The sequence below is a fragment of the Lysobacter firmicutimachus genome (assembly GCF_037027445.1).
Lineage (GTDB): Bacteria > Pseudomonadota > Gammaproteobacteria > Xanthomonadales > Xanthomonadaceae > Lysobacter > Lysobacter firmicutimachus.
On sequence record NZ_JBANDL010000002.1, the window covers coordinates 2492886 to 2510022 of the forward strand.

At 70.7% G+C, this 17137-nt stretch carries 15 protein-coding genes; 7 read left to right on the forward strand and 8 right to left on the reverse strand.

Translation table 11 applies throughout. The annotated features are described in order from the left end of the window. The first annotated feature begins 72 nt into the window (after positions 1-72). Positions 73-444: a fluoride efflux transporter CrcB gene (gene crcB, locus V2J18_RS11045; protein WP_336131796.1), complete on the forward strand. Its 372-nt coding sequence runs from the start codon at positions 73-75 to the stop codon at positions 442-444. Between the two features lie 63 nt (positions 445-507). Here crcB and V2J18_RS11050 read toward each other — a convergent pair whose 3' ends face one another. Further along, positions 508-795 (reverse strand): hypothetical protein, encoded by a 288-nt coding sequence (locus V2J18_RS11050; RefSeq protein ID WP_336131797.1) that lies wholly within the window; start codon positions 793-795, stop codon positions 508-510. 235 nt (positions 796-1030) lie between these two features. Between V2J18_RS11050 and V2J18_RS11055 the strand changes: the two genes are divergently transcribed. Together V2J18_RS11055 and V2J18_RS11060 are read left to right on the forward strand one after the other, a co-directional pair. After that, positions 1031-1780 (forward strand): SapC family protein, encoded by a 750-nt coding sequence (locus V2J18_RS11055; protein ID WP_064749397.1) that lies wholly within the window; start codon positions 1031-1033, stop codon positions 1778-1780. 89 nt (positions 1781-1869) lie between these two features. Beyond that, positions 1870-2304: a DUF6196 family protein gene (locus V2J18_RS11060; protein WP_336131798.1), complete on the forward strand. Its 435-nt coding sequence runs from the start codon at positions 1870-1872 to the stop codon at positions 2302-2304. Positions 2305-2350: 46 nt separating this feature from the next. Here the strand turns inward: V2J18_RS11060 and V2J18_RS11065 are convergent, their stop codons facing one another. From V2J18_RS11065 to V2J18_RS11080, 4 genes are all read right to left on the reverse strand, one after another. Next, positions 2351-3136, reverse strand: coding sequence for an ABC transporter permease subunit (locus V2J18_RS11065; RefSeq protein ID WP_079248304.1), 786 nt, complete (start codon positions 3134-3136; stop codon positions 2351-2353). A gap of 26 nt (positions 3137-3162) precedes the next feature. After that, positions 3163-4020, reverse strand: coding sequence for an ABC transporter permease subunit (locus tag V2J18_RS11070; protein WP_064749418.1), 858 nt, complete (start codon positions 4018-4020; stop codon positions 3163-3165). A 211-nt stretch (positions 4021-4231) separates the two neighbouring features. Then, a complete protein-coding gene (locus V2J18_RS11075) occupies positions 4232-5392 on the reverse strand; it encodes an ABC transporter ATP-binding protein (protein WP_336131799.1) in 1161 nt (386 codons plus the stop codon). A gap of 4 nt (positions 5393-5396) precedes the next feature. Continuing rightward, positions 5397-6545, reverse strand: a complete 1149-nt coding sequence (locus V2J18_RS11080; RefSeq protein ID WP_261370186.1) for a polyamine ABC transporter substrate-binding protein — start codon at positions 6543-6545, stop codon at positions 5397-5399. 207 nt (positions 6546-6752) lie between these two features. Here V2J18_RS11080 and V2J18_RS11085 point away from each other — a divergent pair, with 207 nt between their 5' ends. The 3 genes from V2J18_RS11085 (at position 6753) to V2J18_RS11095 (ending at position 8509) form a co-directional block, all read left to right on the forward strand. Continuing rightward, positions 6753-7550, forward strand: a complete 798-nt coding sequence (locus V2J18_RS11085) for a TorF family putative porin (protein WP_336131800.1) — start codon at positions 6753-6755, stop codon at positions 7548-7550. Positions 7551-7972: 422 nt separating this feature from the next. Further along, positions 7973-8212, forward strand: a complete 240-nt coding sequence (locus V2J18_RS11090; RefSeq protein ID WP_064749401.1) for a hypothetical protein — start codon at positions 7973-7975, stop codon at positions 8210-8212. A gap of 9 nt (positions 8213-8221) precedes the next feature. Next, on the forward strand, positions 8222-8509 hold the full coding sequence (locus tag V2J18_RS11095) for a hypothetical protein (protein WP_064749402.1): 288 nt from the start codon (positions 8222-8224) through the stop codon (positions 8507-8509). A 250-nt stretch (positions 8510-8759) separates the two neighbouring features. Here the strand turns inward: V2J18_RS11095 and cueR are convergent, their stop codons facing one another. Both cueR and V2J18_RS11105 read right to left on the reverse strand, forming a co-directional pair. Beyond that, positions 8760-9233 (reverse strand): Cu(I)-responsive transcriptional regulator, encoded by a 474-nt coding sequence (cueR, locus tag V2J18_RS11100; RefSeq protein ID WP_064749403.1) that lies wholly within the window; start codon positions 9231-9233, stop codon positions 8760-8762. Beyond that, positions 9230-11725, reverse strand: a complete 2496-nt coding sequence (locus V2J18_RS11105) for a heavy metal translocating P-type ATPase (protein ID WP_336131801.1) — start codon at positions 11723-11725, stop codon at positions 9230-9232. Before V2J18_RS11105 ends, cueR begins: the two co-directional genes overlap by 4 nt. 388 nt (positions 11726-12113) lie before the next feature. Between V2J18_RS11105 and V2J18_RS11110 the strand changes: the two genes are divergently transcribed. Next, positions 12114-16598 carry a DEAD/DEAH box helicase gene (locus V2J18_RS11110; RefSeq protein WP_336131802.1) on the forward strand — a complete coding sequence of 1495 codons (4485 nt, stop codon included), beginning with the start codon at positions 12114-12116 and terminating at the stop codon, positions 16596-16598. Between the two features lie 218 nt (positions 16599-16816). Here the strand turns inward: V2J18_RS11110 and V2J18_RS11115 are convergent, their stop codons facing one another. Further along, positions 16817-17134 (reverse strand): hypothetical protein, encoded by a 318-nt coding sequence (locus V2J18_RS11115; protein ID WP_064749405.1) that lies wholly within the window; start codon positions 17132-17134, stop codon positions 16817-16819. Positions 17135-17137: the final 3 nt, after the last annotated feature.

Here is a 17137-nt window from a genome sequence, read left to right on the forward strand (position 1 = left end):
TTATTCTGTTCGTTGTGCAGGGGCGGCCAGGCCGCGTTGACGTCGGCACGGCCGACCGGGAGGCGACGATCCATGTGGGCTTCGTTCGTGGCCATCGGCCTGGGGGCGGCGATCGGCGCCTGGGCACGTTGGGGCCTGAGCCTGTGGCTCAATGCGCTGCATGCGCAGTTGCCGCTGGGCACCCTGGCGGCGAACCTGGTCGGCGGCTACGGCATTGGCCTGGCCCTGGCCTGGTTCGGCCAGCACCCGGCGTTGGCGCCGGAATGGCGCTTGTTCGTGGTGACCGGCCTGCTGGGCGGCCTGACCACTTTCTCGACCTTTTCCGGCGAGGTGGTGCAGTTGCTGGAACGGCAGCAGGTGGGCTGGGCGCTGGGCACGGCCGCGTTGCATTTGTTCGGCTCGCTGGCGATGACCGTCGCCGGCCTGGCCAGCGTGCGCGCCTGAACGCATCCGGGCTGATCCCGGGACGGTGCGGGCCGGCATCGACGCCACCGGCCGCGGCCGCATTCATTCCGGCGGCGGCAGAACGGTCCGGCGCGACATGCGCAGGACCTCGTCGCTGGGCGCCGCGGATTTGTTGGCCAGCACCTGCTGCAGCGATTCGACCTCGGCCCAGACCATGTGCTGCAGCGCCTGCAGCAGGGTATTGCCGGCGTTGGACAGCAACAGTCGCCCGTCCTGGCTCAGGGCCAGCCCGTCTTCGATCAGGGCGTGTTTCATATGGCTGGTTTCCGGCTGCACGCCACGTTGCAGGCCGACCAGGACGCTCAGCAGAGCGTGTTCTCGCAACGACACTTTGAACAATGCCTTTCCCCTCTTGCCCGGCACGTCCGACTTGTGTGCCGGGAGTCACGATATGGGAGGCGATGTGATGACAGTTTTGACTGGCGCGCATGCATGTGAAAATTGGCATCACGCCGACGGGGGCGTATGGCCGCCCCCGGGCGTCGCCGTTGTCAATATCGCGTCGATGGCGCATCTTCGCCGCACCCGCCGGGCCGGCGGGCATTCACTCGATTCCGGGAATTCCATGCTGATCTACGACCGCGTCGTACCGTTGAACCGCAACACCCACCGGCGCCTGCGCATCAGCGCGCAGTCGCACAACGCCCGCTTCGCCGCGACCCTCAATTCGGTGCCGCTGGCGGCGATCGAGTTCCTGCCCGCGGCGTCGGAATACGCGATCGTGTTCGCCAGGCTCGACAACGGCGACTACCTGCCGGCGATCATGGTCGGCTTGAAGCCGCAGCAGAACCTGTACGTCGACGCCGAGGCCCGCTGGCGTCGCGGCTACGTGCCGGCGTTCCTGCGCCAGTACCCGTTCGTGCTGGCCGAAGACCGCGAAACCGGCAACCTCACCGTGTGCGTGGACATGGCCTACGACGGCCTGTCGGAAGAGGAGGGCGAGGCGCTGTTCGAGGACAGCGGCGAGGACACCCCGAACCTGACCCGCGCGCTGGGCTTCCTGACCGAGTTCCATCATGAGCTCAAGCGCACCGCCGCCTTCACCGAGCGGCTCAAGGCGCTGGACCTGCTCGAACAGCAGGTGGTGCGTTTCGGCCGCGAAGGCGAGCCCCCGCACGAGATCAACGGCGTTTACGTGGTTTCGGAAGAGCGCCTGCACAAGCTCGACGACGCCACCCTGGCCGAATTGGTGCGCAGCGGCGCGATGCGCCTGATCCACACCCACCTGGTGTCGATGCGCAATCTGGAGCGCCTGTCGGAACTGGCCCAGCAACGGGCCGCGGACGAGGACGCGCCGCAGGGCGCGGCCAACTGAACCAGGCGTTCGGCCGGTCGCCGCACGGCGTGCCGCTGTCCACGCCGCGACGCCGGCACGGTGCCGGCGTCGTCGTTTGAGGAATGGCGATGGTCGATATCTCGCACGAAAGTCCGCAGGCGACCGCGCGTCGCCTGCTCGAAGTGACCCGGCGCGCCCGGCTCGCGGTCTATCCCGGCACCTATGCCTTCGCCGAGTTCGGGTTGCGCGACTTCCCGGCCGCAGTGCGCGCCGATGCCCTGGCGCTGGTGCGCGACGACGCGGTCTGGAGTCAACTGGTGCCTTGCGACGACCCCGGCGAGGAGTTGTTCGCGCTGTTCCGGTTCCACTTTCCCGCCGGCGCCGACAACAGCGGCTTCGTCGGCTGGCTGGCGTCGCGGCTCAAGCAGCGCTTCGGCACCGGCGTGTTCGTGACCTGCGGGCACAACCGCGGCGATGGCGGCATCTACGATTACTGGGGCGTGCCGGCGGCGCTCGCCGCCGAGGTGCGCGCCGAACTCGAGGTCTTGACCTCGCCGCCTTGAGCCTCGCGGTCCCGGGCTTCGCGTCCCGGGCCTGCCGCGGCCGCGCTCAGCGGCGCGCGGCTTCGCGCAAACGATCGCGCCGGTACATGAGCGCGCCGGCCACGCTCACGCCGAGCGCGACCAGGGCGACGATGATCGTGGTCAGGGCGTTGATTTCCGGCGTCACCCCGAGCTTGACCTTCGAATACACCAACATCGGCAGGGTGGTCGAACCCGGGCCGGAGGTGAAGCTGGCGATCACCAGGTCGTCCAGCGACAGGGTGAAGGCGAGCAGCCAGCCGGCCAGCAGCGCGGGCGCGATCAAGGGCAGGGTGATGACGAAGAACACCCGCCACGGCTTGGCGCCCAGGTCCATCGCCGCTTCCTCCAGGCTGGCGTCGAGCGAGGTCATGCGCGAGCGCACCACCACGGTGACGTAGCAGGCGGTGAGGGTGATGTGGGCCAGGGTGATCGTGGTCATGCCGCGTTCGGGCCAGCCGAACACCTGCTGCAGGCCGACGAACAGCAGCAGCGAGGACAGGCCCAGCATCACGTCCGGCATCACCATCGGCGCCGAGTTCAGCAGGCTCAGTGCGCCGCGCCCGGGGAAACGGCCGAAACGCGACAAGGCCAGGCCGCTGGCGGTGCCGAGCGCGACCGCGGCGGTGGCCGAGATCGCGGCGATGGTCAGGCTGCGCTGCACCGCTTCCAGGATCTGCTCGTTGCGCAGCAGCTCGCCGTACCAGCGCAGCGAGAAGCCGCCCCAGGTGGTGGCGCGATCGGAGCCGCTGAACGAGTACACGATCACCGACGCGATCGGCAGGTAGAGGAAGGCGTAGCCCAGCGCCATCATCGTGTACAGGGCGAAGGGGGTGCGCTTCACGGTGCGTCCTCCCGCGCCGCGCGGCGATTCTCTACGTATTCGAACAACAAGGTCGGCAGCACGATCAGCAGCAGCATGGCGATCGCGATCGCCGCCGCCAGCGGCCAGTCGCGGTTGGTGAAGAACTCGGTCCACAGCACGCGGCCGATGGTCAGCGCGTCGGGGCCGCCGAGCACATCGGGGATCACGAACTCGCCGACCGAGGGGATGAACACCAGCAGGGTGCCGGCGAGCATGCCGGGGAAGGACAGCGGCAGGGTGACCCGCACGAACGCCTGCCAGGGCTTGGCGCCCAGGTCGGCCGCGGCTTCCAGCAGGGTGAAGTCGAGCCGGATCAGCGTCGCCGCCAAGGGCAGGATCATGAAGGGCAGGTAGTTGTAGGTGATGCCGATGTAGACCGCGAGATCGGTGTGCAGCACCGCCGTGCCCGGCTCGATCAGTCCCAGCTCCGACAGCGTCCGGCTGACTATGCCGTTGGCGCGCAGCAGGCCGATCATGGCGTAGGTGCGCAGCAGCGAACTGGTCCAGAACGGCAGGATCACCAGCACCAACAGCAGCAGCCGCCAGACCTTGGGCGCGCGGGCGATGCCGTAGGCGATCGGATAGCCGATCAGCAGGCAGCACAGGGTCGAGACGCTGGCGAACAGCAGCGACTTCAGGTACGCGCCGACGTACAGCGGATCGGAAATCAGCGCGGCGTAGTTGGACGCGTGCAACTGCAGCGAGACCGCGCCGTCTTCGCCGGTCTGCACCAGCGGCGTGTACGGCGGCACCTGGCCGAACAAGGCCTGGGCGAAGCTCAGCTTGAGCACGATCAGGAACGGCACCAGGAACAACAGCGCCAGCCACAGCATCGGCAGCGCGGTCACCAGGAAGCGGCCGCGGCGGGTGCGGAATTCGTCGCCGACGGCGCGGAACCAACCGAAGAGGTTATCTACGACATCGGCCCAGAAACTCCAGCTTTCCGAGCCGCGCTTTTGCTCCATTCCGCTCACCGTGCGTCCCCCGCCGCCGAGCCGTACCCGGCCTCGGCGATTTTCCGTTTGCGATCCGCCCGCGCTGCGCTCACGAGGTCAGCACCACCGCGCTGGCCGCATCCCACGACAGCCACAGCGTGTCGTCCCAGTCGTAATGCGGTTCCGAGCTGCGCGCGACGTGGGTCTCCTGCACCCGCAGCACCGCGCCGGAATCGGTCTGGACGTGGTAGATCGACACGTCGCCCAGATAGGCGATGTCGCGCACCTTGCCGACCACCGCATTGTCGAAGCCGGCCGGGCGGGTGTCGTGCACGTCGATCTTCTCCGGGCGCACTGCGATGCCGACCGCGGTGCCTTCCGGCAACGGGTCGGGGTGGCGCGCGAGCAGTTCGCCGCCGACGGCGTCGCATTGGATGCGCAGGGTGCCGCCGGCCGCGTCGTGGCCGAGCACGCGGCCCTCGAGCAGGTTGATGCCGCCGATGAATTCGGCGACGAAGCGGGTGGAGGGATACTCGTACAGCACCGCCGGGGTCGAGACCTGGACGATCCGGCCGGCGTCCATGACCGCGATGCGCGAGGACATGGTCATGGCTTCTTCCTGGTCGTGGGTGACCATGATGAAGGTGGTGCCGACCCGTTCCTGGATGCTGACCAGCTCGAACTGAGTGTGCTCGCGCAGCTTCTTGTCCAGCGCGCCCAGCGGTTCGTCGAGCAGCAGCAGCTTGGGCTGCTTGGCCAGGGCGCGGGCCAGGGCGACGCGCTGGCGCTGGCCGCCGGAGAGCTGGTCGGGCTTGCGCTGGCCCAGCTGCGGCATGCGCACCAGCTCCAGCATGGCCTGGACCCGGTCGCGGATTTCGCCCGCGCCGAGCGGGCTTTCGCCGGGCAGGGTCTGCTTGAGGCCGAAGGCGATGTTCTGCGCCACGCTCATGTGCGGGAACAGCGCATAGCTCTGGAACATCATGTTGACCGGGCGCTGGTACGGCGGCAGCGCGGTGACGTCGACGCCGTCGATCAGCACCCGGCCGCGGTCGGGGCTTTCGAAACCGGCCAGCACCCGCAGCAGGGTGCTCTTGCCAGAACCGGAACCGCCGAGCAGGGCGAAAAACTCGCCGCGATAGACGTCCAGCGAGATGTCGTCGCAGGCGTAGACCTTGCCGAAGGTCTTGGTCACGCCTTCGATGCGCACGAACGGCTGCGCGGACGGGTCGCGCCAGGGTTCGGGCGCGGCGTTGCGGGCGGGGACGCTCACCGGTTTACTGCCCGCTCTTGATGCGGGTCCAGGCGCGCACGCGCTGGCGCTGCACGTCCTCGGGCAGGCTGGCCGGGTCCACCAGCTTGGCCCGCACTTCGGCCGGCGGGTACACGCCCGGGTCCTGGGCCACGGCGGGATCGACCAGGGCGGTGGCGTCCTGATTGGCGCTGGCGTAGGCGACGTGGTTGCTGATCGCCGCGGCGACCTTGGGGTCGAGCAGATAGTCGATGAAGGCGTGGGCGTTGCCGGGGTGCTTGCTGTCCTTGGGAATCGCGATCACGTCGACCCAGCGGATCGCGCCTTCCTTGGGGATCACGAAGCGCAGGTTCGGCGCCGGCTTGCCGGCCTGCTTGGCGGCGTCGAAGGCGGTGGTGCTGGCCTGGGCGATGTCGCCGGAGTAGCCCATCACCAGGCAGGCGTCGCCGTTGGCGAAGGCGTCCTTGTACTCGGCGTTGTTGAAGGTGCGCACGAAGGGGCGGATCGCGGCGTAGACCTTGCGCACCGCGTCGAGCTCGTCGGCGGCGCCGGCATTGGGATCGCGGCCGAGCCAGATCAGCGCCGCGCCGAAAGTTTCCTGATCGTCGTCGAGCACGGTGATGCCGCATTTGGCCAGTTTGGCGGCGTTGGCCGGATCGAACAGCAGCGACCAGGAGTCCAGCGGCGCGTTCTCGCCCAGTGCCTGCTTGATCTTGTCGACGTTCAGGCCCAGGCCGGTGGTGCCCCACATGTACGGCACCAGGTGGGCGTTGCCCGGGTCGATCGAGGCCAGGTTCTGCAGCACCTGCGGGTCCAGGTGCTTCCAGTTCGGCAGCTTGCTCTTGTCCAGCGGCGCGTACAGGCCGCTCTTGACCTGGCGCTGGGCGAACGGGCGCGCCGAGGGGAACACCACGTCGTAGCCGGAGGCGCCGGCGGTGAGCTTGCTCTCCAGGGTTTCGTTGGCGTCGTAGACGTCGTAATTGACCTTGAGGCCGCTGGCGGTCTCGAAGTTCTTGACCGTGTCGTCGGCGACGTAGTCCGACCAGTTGTAGACGTTGAGGACCTTCTCCTCGGCTCCGGCCGGGGTCGCGGTGGCGGCGGCGTCGGGCTGCTTGCTCCCGCCGCAGGCGGCGAGCAGCAGGGCGCAGGCGAGCGGGGCGAGGCGCAGGGTCACGGCAATCTCCAAAGTGGGCAAGTCGGATCGGCAATGTTTGGGCGCGATGTTCGGAGCCCGCCCCGGCGGTGTCAACGCATCGGCGCCATCGGGCGGCGAACGGCCGCCAATCCGGCCGGCATCTGGCACGGATCTGCACCGATCCGGCCAGCTTGCGGTATCGTCGCAGCCCGCCCACCCCTGCCCACCGCCCGCCGGAGCCCGCCGATGCCGACTTTCCCCACCGCCCGTACCGCCGCTGCGCGTCTTGCCCCCTGGTGGCTGGCCTTGGCCGCGGCCGCAGGCGCACCGGCGATGGCGCAGACGGTCGAGGCCGAACCGGCCCAGGCGGCCGCGGCCGACGAGGCGCCGTGGGCGGTCCACGGCAGCGTCGGCGCGCTCAGCGACTACGTCTGGCGCGGCGTTTCGCAGACTCAGGAAGACCCGGCGCTGCAGGCCGAGGTCAATCTGGAGCACCGCAGCGGGTTCTATGCCGGCCTATGGACTTCCAGCATCGACTTCACCGCGGCCGGCGAGGAAGACGACGGCATCGATTACGAGCTCGACGGCTACCTCGGCTGGGCCGGAGAACTGCGTCCCGGGCTGGACCTGGATGTGGTCCTGACCCGCGCCGCCTATCCGGGCGCCCGCCGCGGCTACGACTACGACTACACCGAACTCGAAGCGACCCTGGGCTTCGCCGAGCACTACCACGTCGGCCTGGCCTATTCGCCGGACATCTTCGGCCTCGGCGGCAAGGGCTATTACTGGAACGCCGGCGGCGAATGGCCGCTGGGCGAGAGCGGTTTCGGGCTCAAGGTGCAGGTCGGCCATTACGACCTGGAAGACGCAGCCGGCGACAGCTACCAGGACTATCTGATCGCCGTGACCCGAGAGTTCGGCCCGGTGCAGGCGCAGCTGCAGTACACCGACACCTCCAGCTACGGCCCGGAGTTGTCCGAAGCGCTGGACGATGCGCGCTTGGCCGACGGACGCGTGGCGCTGGCGCTGACTTGGTCGTTCTGAAGCGACGCGGCTGCCGCGCCTGTAGGTGCGGCGCACGCCGCGACCCGGCGCAGTGGCGCACGCGAGCGTAGCACTCCGAAGTGCGCGACCATCGGACAGTGCTGCCGAAGCGTGGCTGGCTTCGGATGCTGCGCTGTCGAAGCCTCGCTTCGGCAGTCGCGGCTTACGCCGCTCCTGCAAGAGCTCTTGCCGTTCCCCCTTCCTTGAAAAGAGGGGCAGGGGAATTCGCTGTTGCCCGCGCTGTCGTTGCTGCTGTCGCGGCGCCCGGGCGTCGCATGCCGGTCCGCGGTCGCGGCTTGCGGTGCTCCTTCCCCAATGGGCGCCCCTGGCCCTGTTTATGATTTTCCTAGGGTCATTCCCAGATTGACCGGGGTCGCTGCGCGGGGAGACTGGGCGGCGTCACCCACGGGAAGGAGCTCGCCATGTCTTTGTTCGGGGATTTCGCCAGCGGCATCGGCCAGGCGTTGGGCGCAGGATTGGGTTCGATCGCCGGACCGCTCGGGACCATGATCGGGCGCGAACTCGGCGGCATGCTGGGCGATTTCGTCGCCGATGCGGCAACTCAGTACCTCGGCTTGGCCAACGATGCAGCGCAGGATTCGGACTTGCCCGAGGTGGCCAAGAACGTGTTCGGCGCCGCCTACGAACTCGGTTTCCGCTGAGCCGCGAGCGTGGACATCGACGGCCGTCGCGAGGACTGGTTGCAGCGCGTTCGCGCTCTGCGCGAAGCCGGCGCGATCGACGATGCCGACGAGCATGCGCTGATCCGCCAGTACGACGAGCGTGCGCAGCGGTTGCGCGAGGAACTGGCGAAGCTGGTGCCGGAGTACCGGCGGCGCCTGAGCCGCGACGGCGAAGCGCCGGCGAACCGTTGGCTGGCCGACATCGCCGAAGCGATGGGGCGGCGCGACGGGGAGGAAACCCGTCAGGCCTTGGCGGCGCTGGAGCGGCGCGCCTGAAACCGCGCCGCCGGCCGGTGCTGCGGGCGGCACCTGAGGATCGGACGCCTCCCGCGTGCGGTCCTTTTGGTTTCGCGGCCGCCCGAGCCCGGTAGCTGCGGCACGAGCCGCGACAACCGAAGCGATGTTCGTCGTGCGATATCCAGCGCCCGGACAGACGCTGGGCACCGTGCGCCTGCGGTCTTCGGCCGGACGCTGTGTGCGTACGCCGCTTCAGTGGGGCGCGGTTTACGCCGCTCCTGGCGGAACCTCAGGGTTTGGCCTTGCCGCAGCAATCCGCCGCCAGGTCGTCGAGGATCGGACAGTCCGGCCGGTCGTCGCCATGGCAGCGCTCGGCCAGGGCTTCCAGAGTGCGCTGCATGGCCTGCATTTCGCGGATCTTCTCGCCGAGCTCGCGCGCATGCGCCTGCGCCAGTTGCTTGACCTCGGCGCTCGCGCGGCCGCGGTCGTCCCACAGGCCGAGCAAGGTTTCGATCTGGCGCATCGAGAACCCCAGCGTGCGCGAACGCTTGATGAAGCGCAGCCGGTGCAGGTCGCTGTCGCTGTACAGGCGGTAGCCGGCGACGCTGCGGCCGGCGGGCGGAATCAGGCCGATGCTTTCGTAGTGGCGGATCATCTTGGCGTTGACGCCGCTGAGCGCGGCGGCTTCGCCGATGTTGTGCAGGCCTTCGGCCTTGGCCTGGGCCAATTCGGGCGGAGGCGCGGGGCGGGCGGTGCGGCTCATGCGGCGGCTCCTGTTTGGATCTTCGACGGCGTCGACGGGCGCCAGCGGCGCAGCAACAAGGTATTGCCCAGCACGCTCACGCTGGAGAACGCCATCGCCGCCGCGGCGACGATCGGGTCCAGCCAGCCGAACGCGGCCAGGGCGATGCCGACGACGTTGTAGCCGAAGGCCCAGAACAGATTCTGGCGGATCTTGCGCGTGGTGCGGCGGGAAATGTCGATCGCATCGGCGACCAGCCCGGGTTCGGCGCGCATCAGGGTGATGCCGGCCGCCTGCATGGCCACGTCGGTGCCGCTGCCCATGGCGATGCCGACGTCGGCCGCGGCCAGCGCCGGGGCGTCGTTGACGCCGTCGCCAACCATCGCCACCGCGCCGTCGCGGCGCAACTGCGCGACCGCTTCGGCCTTCTGTTCCGGCAGGACTTCGGCGCGCACCTCCTGGATGCCCAGGTCGCGCGCGATCGCCTGCGCCGCGCCGAGGTGATCGCCGGAGATCATCGCCGTGCGCAGTCCCAGCGCATGCAGGCGCTGGATCGCCGCACGCGCCTGCGGCCGCGGCGCATCGCGGAAGCCGAGCACGCCGAGCAGCTGCCGGCCGTGCGCGTCGTCGGCGGCCAGCCAGGACACGCTGTGGCCGTTGTCGGCCAGGCGTTGCGCGGCATCGGCCAGCGCGTCGGCAGCGACCCCGGCCTCGGCCAGCATGCGGCCGCTGCCGAGCAACAGGTCGCGTCCGCCGATGCGGCCGCGCAGGCCGCGTCCGGGCACCGCGCGCAATTGCGTCGCCTCGGGCAGGCGCAGACCGCCGGCGCGATCCAGGGTGGCGCGCGCCAGCGGGTGTTCGCTGCCGCGCTGCAACGCCGCCGCCTGGGCCAGCAGCGCATCGCGGTCGCCGTCGACGGCGATCCATTCGGCCAGTACCGGCCGGCCTTCGGTCAGGGTGCCGGTCTTGTCGAAGGCGACGGTGTCGATGCGGTGGGCGATCTCCAACGCTTCGGCGTCCTTGATCAGCAGGCCGGCGCGCGCGGCCACGCCGGTGCCGGCCATGATCGCAGTCGGCGTGGCCAGGCCCAGGGCGCAGGGGCAGGCGATCACCAGCACCGCCACCGCATTGAGGATGGCCTGGTTCCAGTCGCCCGTGCCCAGCCCCCAGGCCAGCAGCGTGATCAGGGCCAGCGCGATCACCACCGGCACGAACACCGCGCTGACCCGGTCGACCAGGCGCTGGATCGGCGCCTTCTTGGATTGCGCGTCCTCGACCAGACGGATGATCCGCGCCAGTGCGGTTTCCGCGCCGACCGCCAGGGTCTCGACGATCAGGCGGCCTTCGCCGTTGATCGCGCCGCCGGTCACTCGCTCGTCTTCGTGGCGCGGTACCGGCAGCGATTCGCCGGTGATCAGCGATTCGTCGACATGGCTGCGGCCTTCGCGGATGCGGCCGTCGGCAGCGATGCGTTCGCCGGGCAGGACCACGACCAGGTCGCCGACCTGCAACTGCGCGATCGGCAGCTCGCGTTCGACCCCGTCGCGCAACACCCGCGCCCGCGCCGGCCGCAATGCCTGCAGGGCGCGGATCGCCGCGGTGGTCTGGCGCTTGGCGCGCGCTTCCAGCCATTTGCCGAGCAGGATCAGGGTGACGATCACCGCCGAGGTCTCGAAGTACAGCGCCTGGCTGTCGCCGCGCCACAGGTGGTAGAGGCTGAGGCCGTAGCCGGCGCTGGTGCCGAGCGCGACCAGCAGGTCCATGTTGCCGCTGCCGGCGCGCAGCGCATGCCAGCCGGCCCGGTAGAAGCGCGCGCCGAGCCAGAACTGCACCGGCGTCGCCAGGGCCAACTGCAGCCAGCCCGGCAGCATCCAGTGCTGGCCGAACAGCAGGCCGGCCATCGGCAGCACCAGCGGCAGGGTCAGCGCCGCGGCCAGCCAAAGGTGCCGGGTCTCGCGGCTCAGCGGCGCGCGCGGCGCGGCCTCGCCGCTGCCCGCCGCCGCGGCGCCGGAGTCGCCATCGGCCGCATCGGCATCGGCATCGGTCAGGGCGGCGGCGTAGCCGGCGCGCTCGACCGCGGCGATCAGCGTCGCAGGATCGAGCCCGCCGAAGTGCCGCACCCGGGCCCGCTCGGTGGCCAGGTTGACCTCGGCGGACAGCACGCCGGGTACGGCGTTCAGGGCTTTCTCGATCCGGCTCACACAGGAGCCGCAGGTCATGCCGCGCAGCGCCAGTTCGGTTTCGTCGCGGGTCACGGAATAGCCGGCCGCGGCCACCGCGCGTTCGATCTCAACGGCTGAGACGGGGCCGGCGGAGGCTAGCTCGGCGGTTTCGGTGGCCAAGTTGACGCTGGCCTCGCTGACGCCGGGCATCGCGCGCAAGGCTTTTTCGATCCGCGCCACGCACGAGCCGCAGGTCATGCCGGCTACGCCGAAGCGCAGGCGGACGGTGGGGGCGGCGGCGTGGGTGCCGGCCGGCGTGGCGGTGACGGTGGGGTTCGCGGCGGATGGCATCGCAGGGTCCTTCGCTGACGGTTCGGATTGCGAGGCAGTCTTGGGCTTCCCATGATGGGAAGGTCAAGCCGGATTCACCAGGGCCGGCGCTGAACCGTTCAGCGGTGTCGGCCGGCTGGCAGCGGCGGCGGTTTTGCGGCGCAGAATCGGCCCAATGTTGAGCGGGGCGGGGATGCTTCCTCAGCCGACCCGCCGCTCCGCCGGAAGGGCGGCGCTACGCTGCAGCCGATCCGGTCGTGGAGTTCGACCGCGCAACCGGATCCGGCCGCTCGGTCCCGCAAGTTCGCCGCACGCAGCCGCTACTAGCAGTCCGCTCCAGCCAGTTTGCTCCCGTGGGCCGTCCTCGGCCCGCTCCGTCCTCACCGGGCCGCGGCGACGCGGCGAACGCATGGTTTCCGACAGCGATATTCCCGACAGCGCAGCCCCTGCCGCCGCGGCCATCGACGCCGCCGTGCTCGACGCCTTCCATCCCGCAGTCGCGGCCTGGTTCCGCGCGGCCTTCGCGGCGCCGACCGGCGCCCAGGCCCTGGCCTGGCCGGCGATCCGCACCGGCGGCGACACCCTGGTCGCGGCGCCGACCGGTTCGGGCAAGACCCTGACCGCGTTCCTGGCCGCGATCGATGCCCTGGTCCGCGAAGGCCTGGAGCAGGGGCTGCGCGACGAGGTCGCGGTGGTCTACGTCTCGCCGCTGAAGGCGCTGTCCAACGACATCCACCTCAATCTGGAGGCGCCGCTGGCCGGGATCGGCGCGGCGCTGCAGGCGATGGGCCTGGGCGACCCCGGCATCCGCACTGCGGTGCGCACCGGCGACACCTCGGCCGGCGAGCGCCAGTCGATGCGGCGCAAGCCGCCGCACATTCTGGTCACCACCCCCGAATCGCTGTACGTACTGCTCGGTTCCGAGTCCGGCCGGGCCATGCTCGGCGCGGTGCGCACGGTGATCGTCGACGAAATCCACGCCGTCGCCGACGACAAGCGCGGCAGCCATCTGAGCCTGAGCCTGGAGCGCCTGGGCGCGCTGTGCGGCGCGCGGCCGCAGCGGATCGGCCTGTCGGCGACGCAGAAACCCATCGACGAAGTCGCGCGCTTCCTGGTCGGAAGCCAGCGCGTCGGCGCCGACGGCGTGCCGGACTGCCGGGTGATCGACATCGGCTACGCCAAGCGGCGCGATCTGGCGCTGGCGCTGCCGGGCTCGCCGCTGAGCGCGGTGATGTCGCACGAGCAATGGGACGAGGTCTACGAGCGCTTGGCCGCGCTGGCGCGCGAGCATCGCACTACGCTGGTGTTCGTCAACACCCGGCGCATGGCCGAGCGCGCTGCGCGCCACCTCGGCGAGCGCCTGGGCAAGGAAGCGGTCGCCGCCCACCACGGCAGCCTCGCCCGCGAGCTGCGCCTGGATGCCGAGCAGCGGCTCAAGCGCGGCGAACTGCGCGTGCTGGTCGCGACCGCGTCGCTGGAACTGGGCATCGACATCGGCGACGTCGATCTGGTCTGCCAGCTCGGCTCGCCGCGTTCGATCGCCGCATTCCTGCAGCGGGTCGGCCGCGCCGGCCATCACGTCGGCGGCGTGCCCAAGGGGCGCCTGTTCCCGCAGTCGCGCGAGGATCTGGTCGAATGCGTGGCCCTGCTCGACAGCGTGCGGCGCGGCGAGCTGGATGCGCTGCAGATTCCGCGCGCGCCGCTGGACGTGCTGGCGCAGCAGATCGTGGCCGAAGTCGCGGCGCAGGAATGGCGCGAGGACGCGCTGTACCAGTGCCTGCGCGGCGCTTGGCCCTATGCCGGGCTGAGCCGCGCCGACTTCGACGCGATCGTGCGCATGCTGGCCGACGGCTTCAGCACCCGGCGCGGCCCGCGTTCGTCCTACCTCCACCGCGACGCCGTGCACGGCCGCCTGCGCGCGCGCCGCGGCAGCCGCATGACCGCGGTGATGTCCGGCGGCACCATTCCCGACACCGGCGACTACGCGGTGCTGCTGGAGCCGGAGGCGCACAGCATCGGCACGGTCAACGAAGACTTCGCTATCGAGAGCCTGGCCGGCGACGTGTTTCAGCTCGGCAACGCCAGTTACAAGATCCTGCGCGTCGAGCCCGGGCGGGTGCGGGTCGAGGACGCGCACGGCCAACCGCCGAACATCCCGTTCTGGCTCGGCGAAGCGCCGGGACGCAGCGACGAACTCTCGCACTCAGTGTCGCGCCTGCGCGCCGGCGTCGATGCCGCGCTCGGCGAAAGCGCCGACGCCGCGGCCGCCGCGCGCTTGCTGCAGCAGCGCTACGCCTGCGACGGCGAGAGCGCCCTGCAGCTGGTCGATTACCTGGGCCGCACCCGCGCCGCGCTTGGCGTGGTGCCGAGCCAGGAGACGCTGGTGTTCGAGCGCTTCTTCGACGAATCCGGCGGCACCCAGTTGGTGATCCATTCGCCCTACGGCAGCCGGATCAACCGCGCCTGGGGCCTGGCGCTGCGCAAGCGCTTCTGCCGCAAGTTCAATTTCGAACTGCAGGCGGCGGCGACCGAGGACGCGATCGTGCTGTCGCTGTCGACCAGCCACAGCTTTGCGCTGGAAGAGGTCGCGCGCTACCTGCATTCGGCCAGCGCGCTCGACGTGCTGACCCAGGCCCTGCTGGACGCGCCGCTGTTCCCGGTGCGCTGGCGCTGGAACGCGACCACCGCGCTGGCGCTGCCGCGCTTCGTCGGCGGGCGCAAGGTCGCGCCGCAGCTGCAACGCATGAAGAGCGAAGACCTGCTGGCGACGGTGTTCCCCGATCAGGTCGCCTGCGCCGAGAACCTGGCCGGCGAGCGCGAGGTGCCCGACCATCCGCTGGTCGCGCAGACCCTGCACGACTGCCTGTACGAGGCGATGGACAGCGCCGGCTGGCTGCGCCTGCTGCAGCGGCTGGAAGCGGGGCAGGTGCGGGTGATCGGCCGCGACGTGGCCGCGCCGTCGCCGATCGCCGCCGAGGCGATCAATGCGCGTCCCTACGCCTTCCTCGACGACGCGCCGCTGGAAGAGCGCCGCACCCAGGCGGTGATGGCGCGGCGTTATGCCGAGGCCGAGGGCGCCGGCGATCTCGGCCGGCTCGATCCGCAGGCGATCGAGGCGGTGCGCGAAGAGGCCTGGCCGGAAGTGCGCGATGCCGACGAGATGCACGAGGCGCTGATGGGCCTGGGCTTCGTTACCGCCGAGGAGGCCCAGGCGCATGCCTGGAACGATCGGCTGGCGACGTTGGCGGGCGATGGCCGCGCCACGGCCTTGCGTTTGCCGGGTGCGGACGATGCGCCCGGTTGGTGGGTGGCGACCGAGTGTCTGCCGCAGGCGCAGGCGGTATTCCCGCAGGCAGCGATGGACACCGCGGTGACAGTGCCGGCCGAATTCCTGGCCGTGGCCTGGAGCAGCGAAGACGCATTGACCGAACTGTTGCGCGCGCGCCTGACCGCGCTGGGCCCGACCACCGCGACCGCGCTGGCCGCCGATGCGCGGCGCCCGCGCGGCGAGATCGATCTGGCCCTGGTGCGGCTGGAAAGCGAAGGGTATGCGATGCGCGGCCGGTTCGGCCGCGACAGCCTGCTCGGCGGCGAAGAGGAATGGTGCGAGCGGCATCTGCTGGCGCGCATCCACCGCTACACGGTCGGCCGCCTGCGGCGCGAGATCGAGCCGGTCGAGCCGCGCGATTTCGCCCGCTTCGCGTTCGACTGGCAGCATCTGAGCCGAGCCGAGCGCATGCACGGGCCGCAGGCCTTGCGCGCGGTGCTGGAGCAGTTGGAGGGTTTCGAAGCGCCGGCCTCGGTGTGGGAAAGCGAACTGCTGCCGGCGCGCGTGGCCGACTACGATTCCAACTGGCTCGACGAGCTGTGCGCGGCCGGCCGCATCACCTGGGCCCGGCTGCGCCCGCAGGCCGCCGGTGCCGACAGCGCGCCGCAGGGCGTGCCCAGCGTGCGCCAGACCCCGATCGTGCTGCTGCCGCGGCGCGCACTCGGCGATTGGCGGCTCAGCGCCGAGGCGGGCAGCGACCCGGCGCCGGTGTCCTCGCGCGCGCAGCGCGTGCTCGAGGTACTGCAGGCGCGCGGCGCTTCGTTCTTCGACGAACTCGAGCGCGCCGCGCACCTGTTGCGCACCGAACTGGAAGAAGCGCTGGGCGAACTGGTGGTGCGCGGCCGCATCACCTGCGACAGCTTCGCCGGCCTGCGCGGCCTGCTGGTACCTGCGTCCAAGCGCGCCTCGACCCACGGCAGCCGGCGCCGGCGGGCGCTGCTGACGGATTTGCAGGATGCCGGGCGCTGGTCCCTGGCCCGGCCGCAGCACGATGCCTTCGACGGGGGCACCGACGAAGGCGGGCCGGCGCAAGCCGCCGCGCGCCGCGCCGAAGCGGTCGAGCACATCGCCTGGCGGCTGCTGGAGCGCTATGGCGTGGTGTTCTGGCGCCTGATCCAGCGCGAGGCCGGCTGGCTGCCGCCATGGCGCGATCTGCTGCGCGTGTATCGGCGCCTGGAAGCGCGCGGCGAGATTCGTGGCGGGCGTTTCGTCGCCGGCATGAGCGGCGAACAGTTCGCCTTGCCCGATGCCGTTGCGGCGCTGCGCAAAGTACGCCAGCGCGAGCACGACGGCGAAATCGTCTGCGTGTCCGCGGCCGATCCGCTCAACCTGACCGGCAGCGTCCTGGCCGGGGCCAAGGTGGCGCGCATTCCCGGAGCGCGCATCGCCTTCCGCGACGGCGTCGCAGTCGCCGCCTTGCTGGCGGGCCAGGTCGAGGAATTCGAACCGCTGCCCGCGGAAGTGCGGCGCGAGGTGCAGCAGCGCCTGAGCCGTCGTCCCAGCGGCGCGGCGGCCGCTGCCGCGGCCAGCCTGGACGAAGTGCTGCGCAATCTCGGCCGGCCGTGACCGCCTCCGGCGGCCCCATGGGGCCTGCGACTTGCCGCTGTAGGAGCGGCGTAAGCCGCCACCGCCGCCGCAGTGCGCGCAGCGCTCGACCTGAAGCCGGCCGCTGCCTCGCGCCGGGCGACCATCGGCCGCGTCACTGGGCGTCGGCCGCGCCGCTTTCGTCCGTGTGCGTCAGCATTCGACCCGGCGCCGGCCCGCTGCCCTGCGACTGCAAGGGCTCAGGCTCCGCTGCCCTGCATCGCGACCGGGCGGGGCAGGCGGCTCTGGAACGAGGCGCGGACGCGGGCGAAGCCGCGCCGGTACAGCGTGCCACTGGTCGCCAGATGGCCTGCTTCGAGCACCTGCAGCGTCGCCACCGAACGCGCGGCGGCGCCTTGCGCGGCGGTTTCCAGCAGGGACTCGGCCATCAGCTGATAGGCCAGGCATTCGCCCCTGAGACCTTCGATCTGTTCGTACAGGCCCAGGCATTTGTGTTGCAGTTCCAGCGTCTCGCGCAGCGCGGTTTCGAGTGCGGTTTGCGGATCGATCGGGGGCACGTT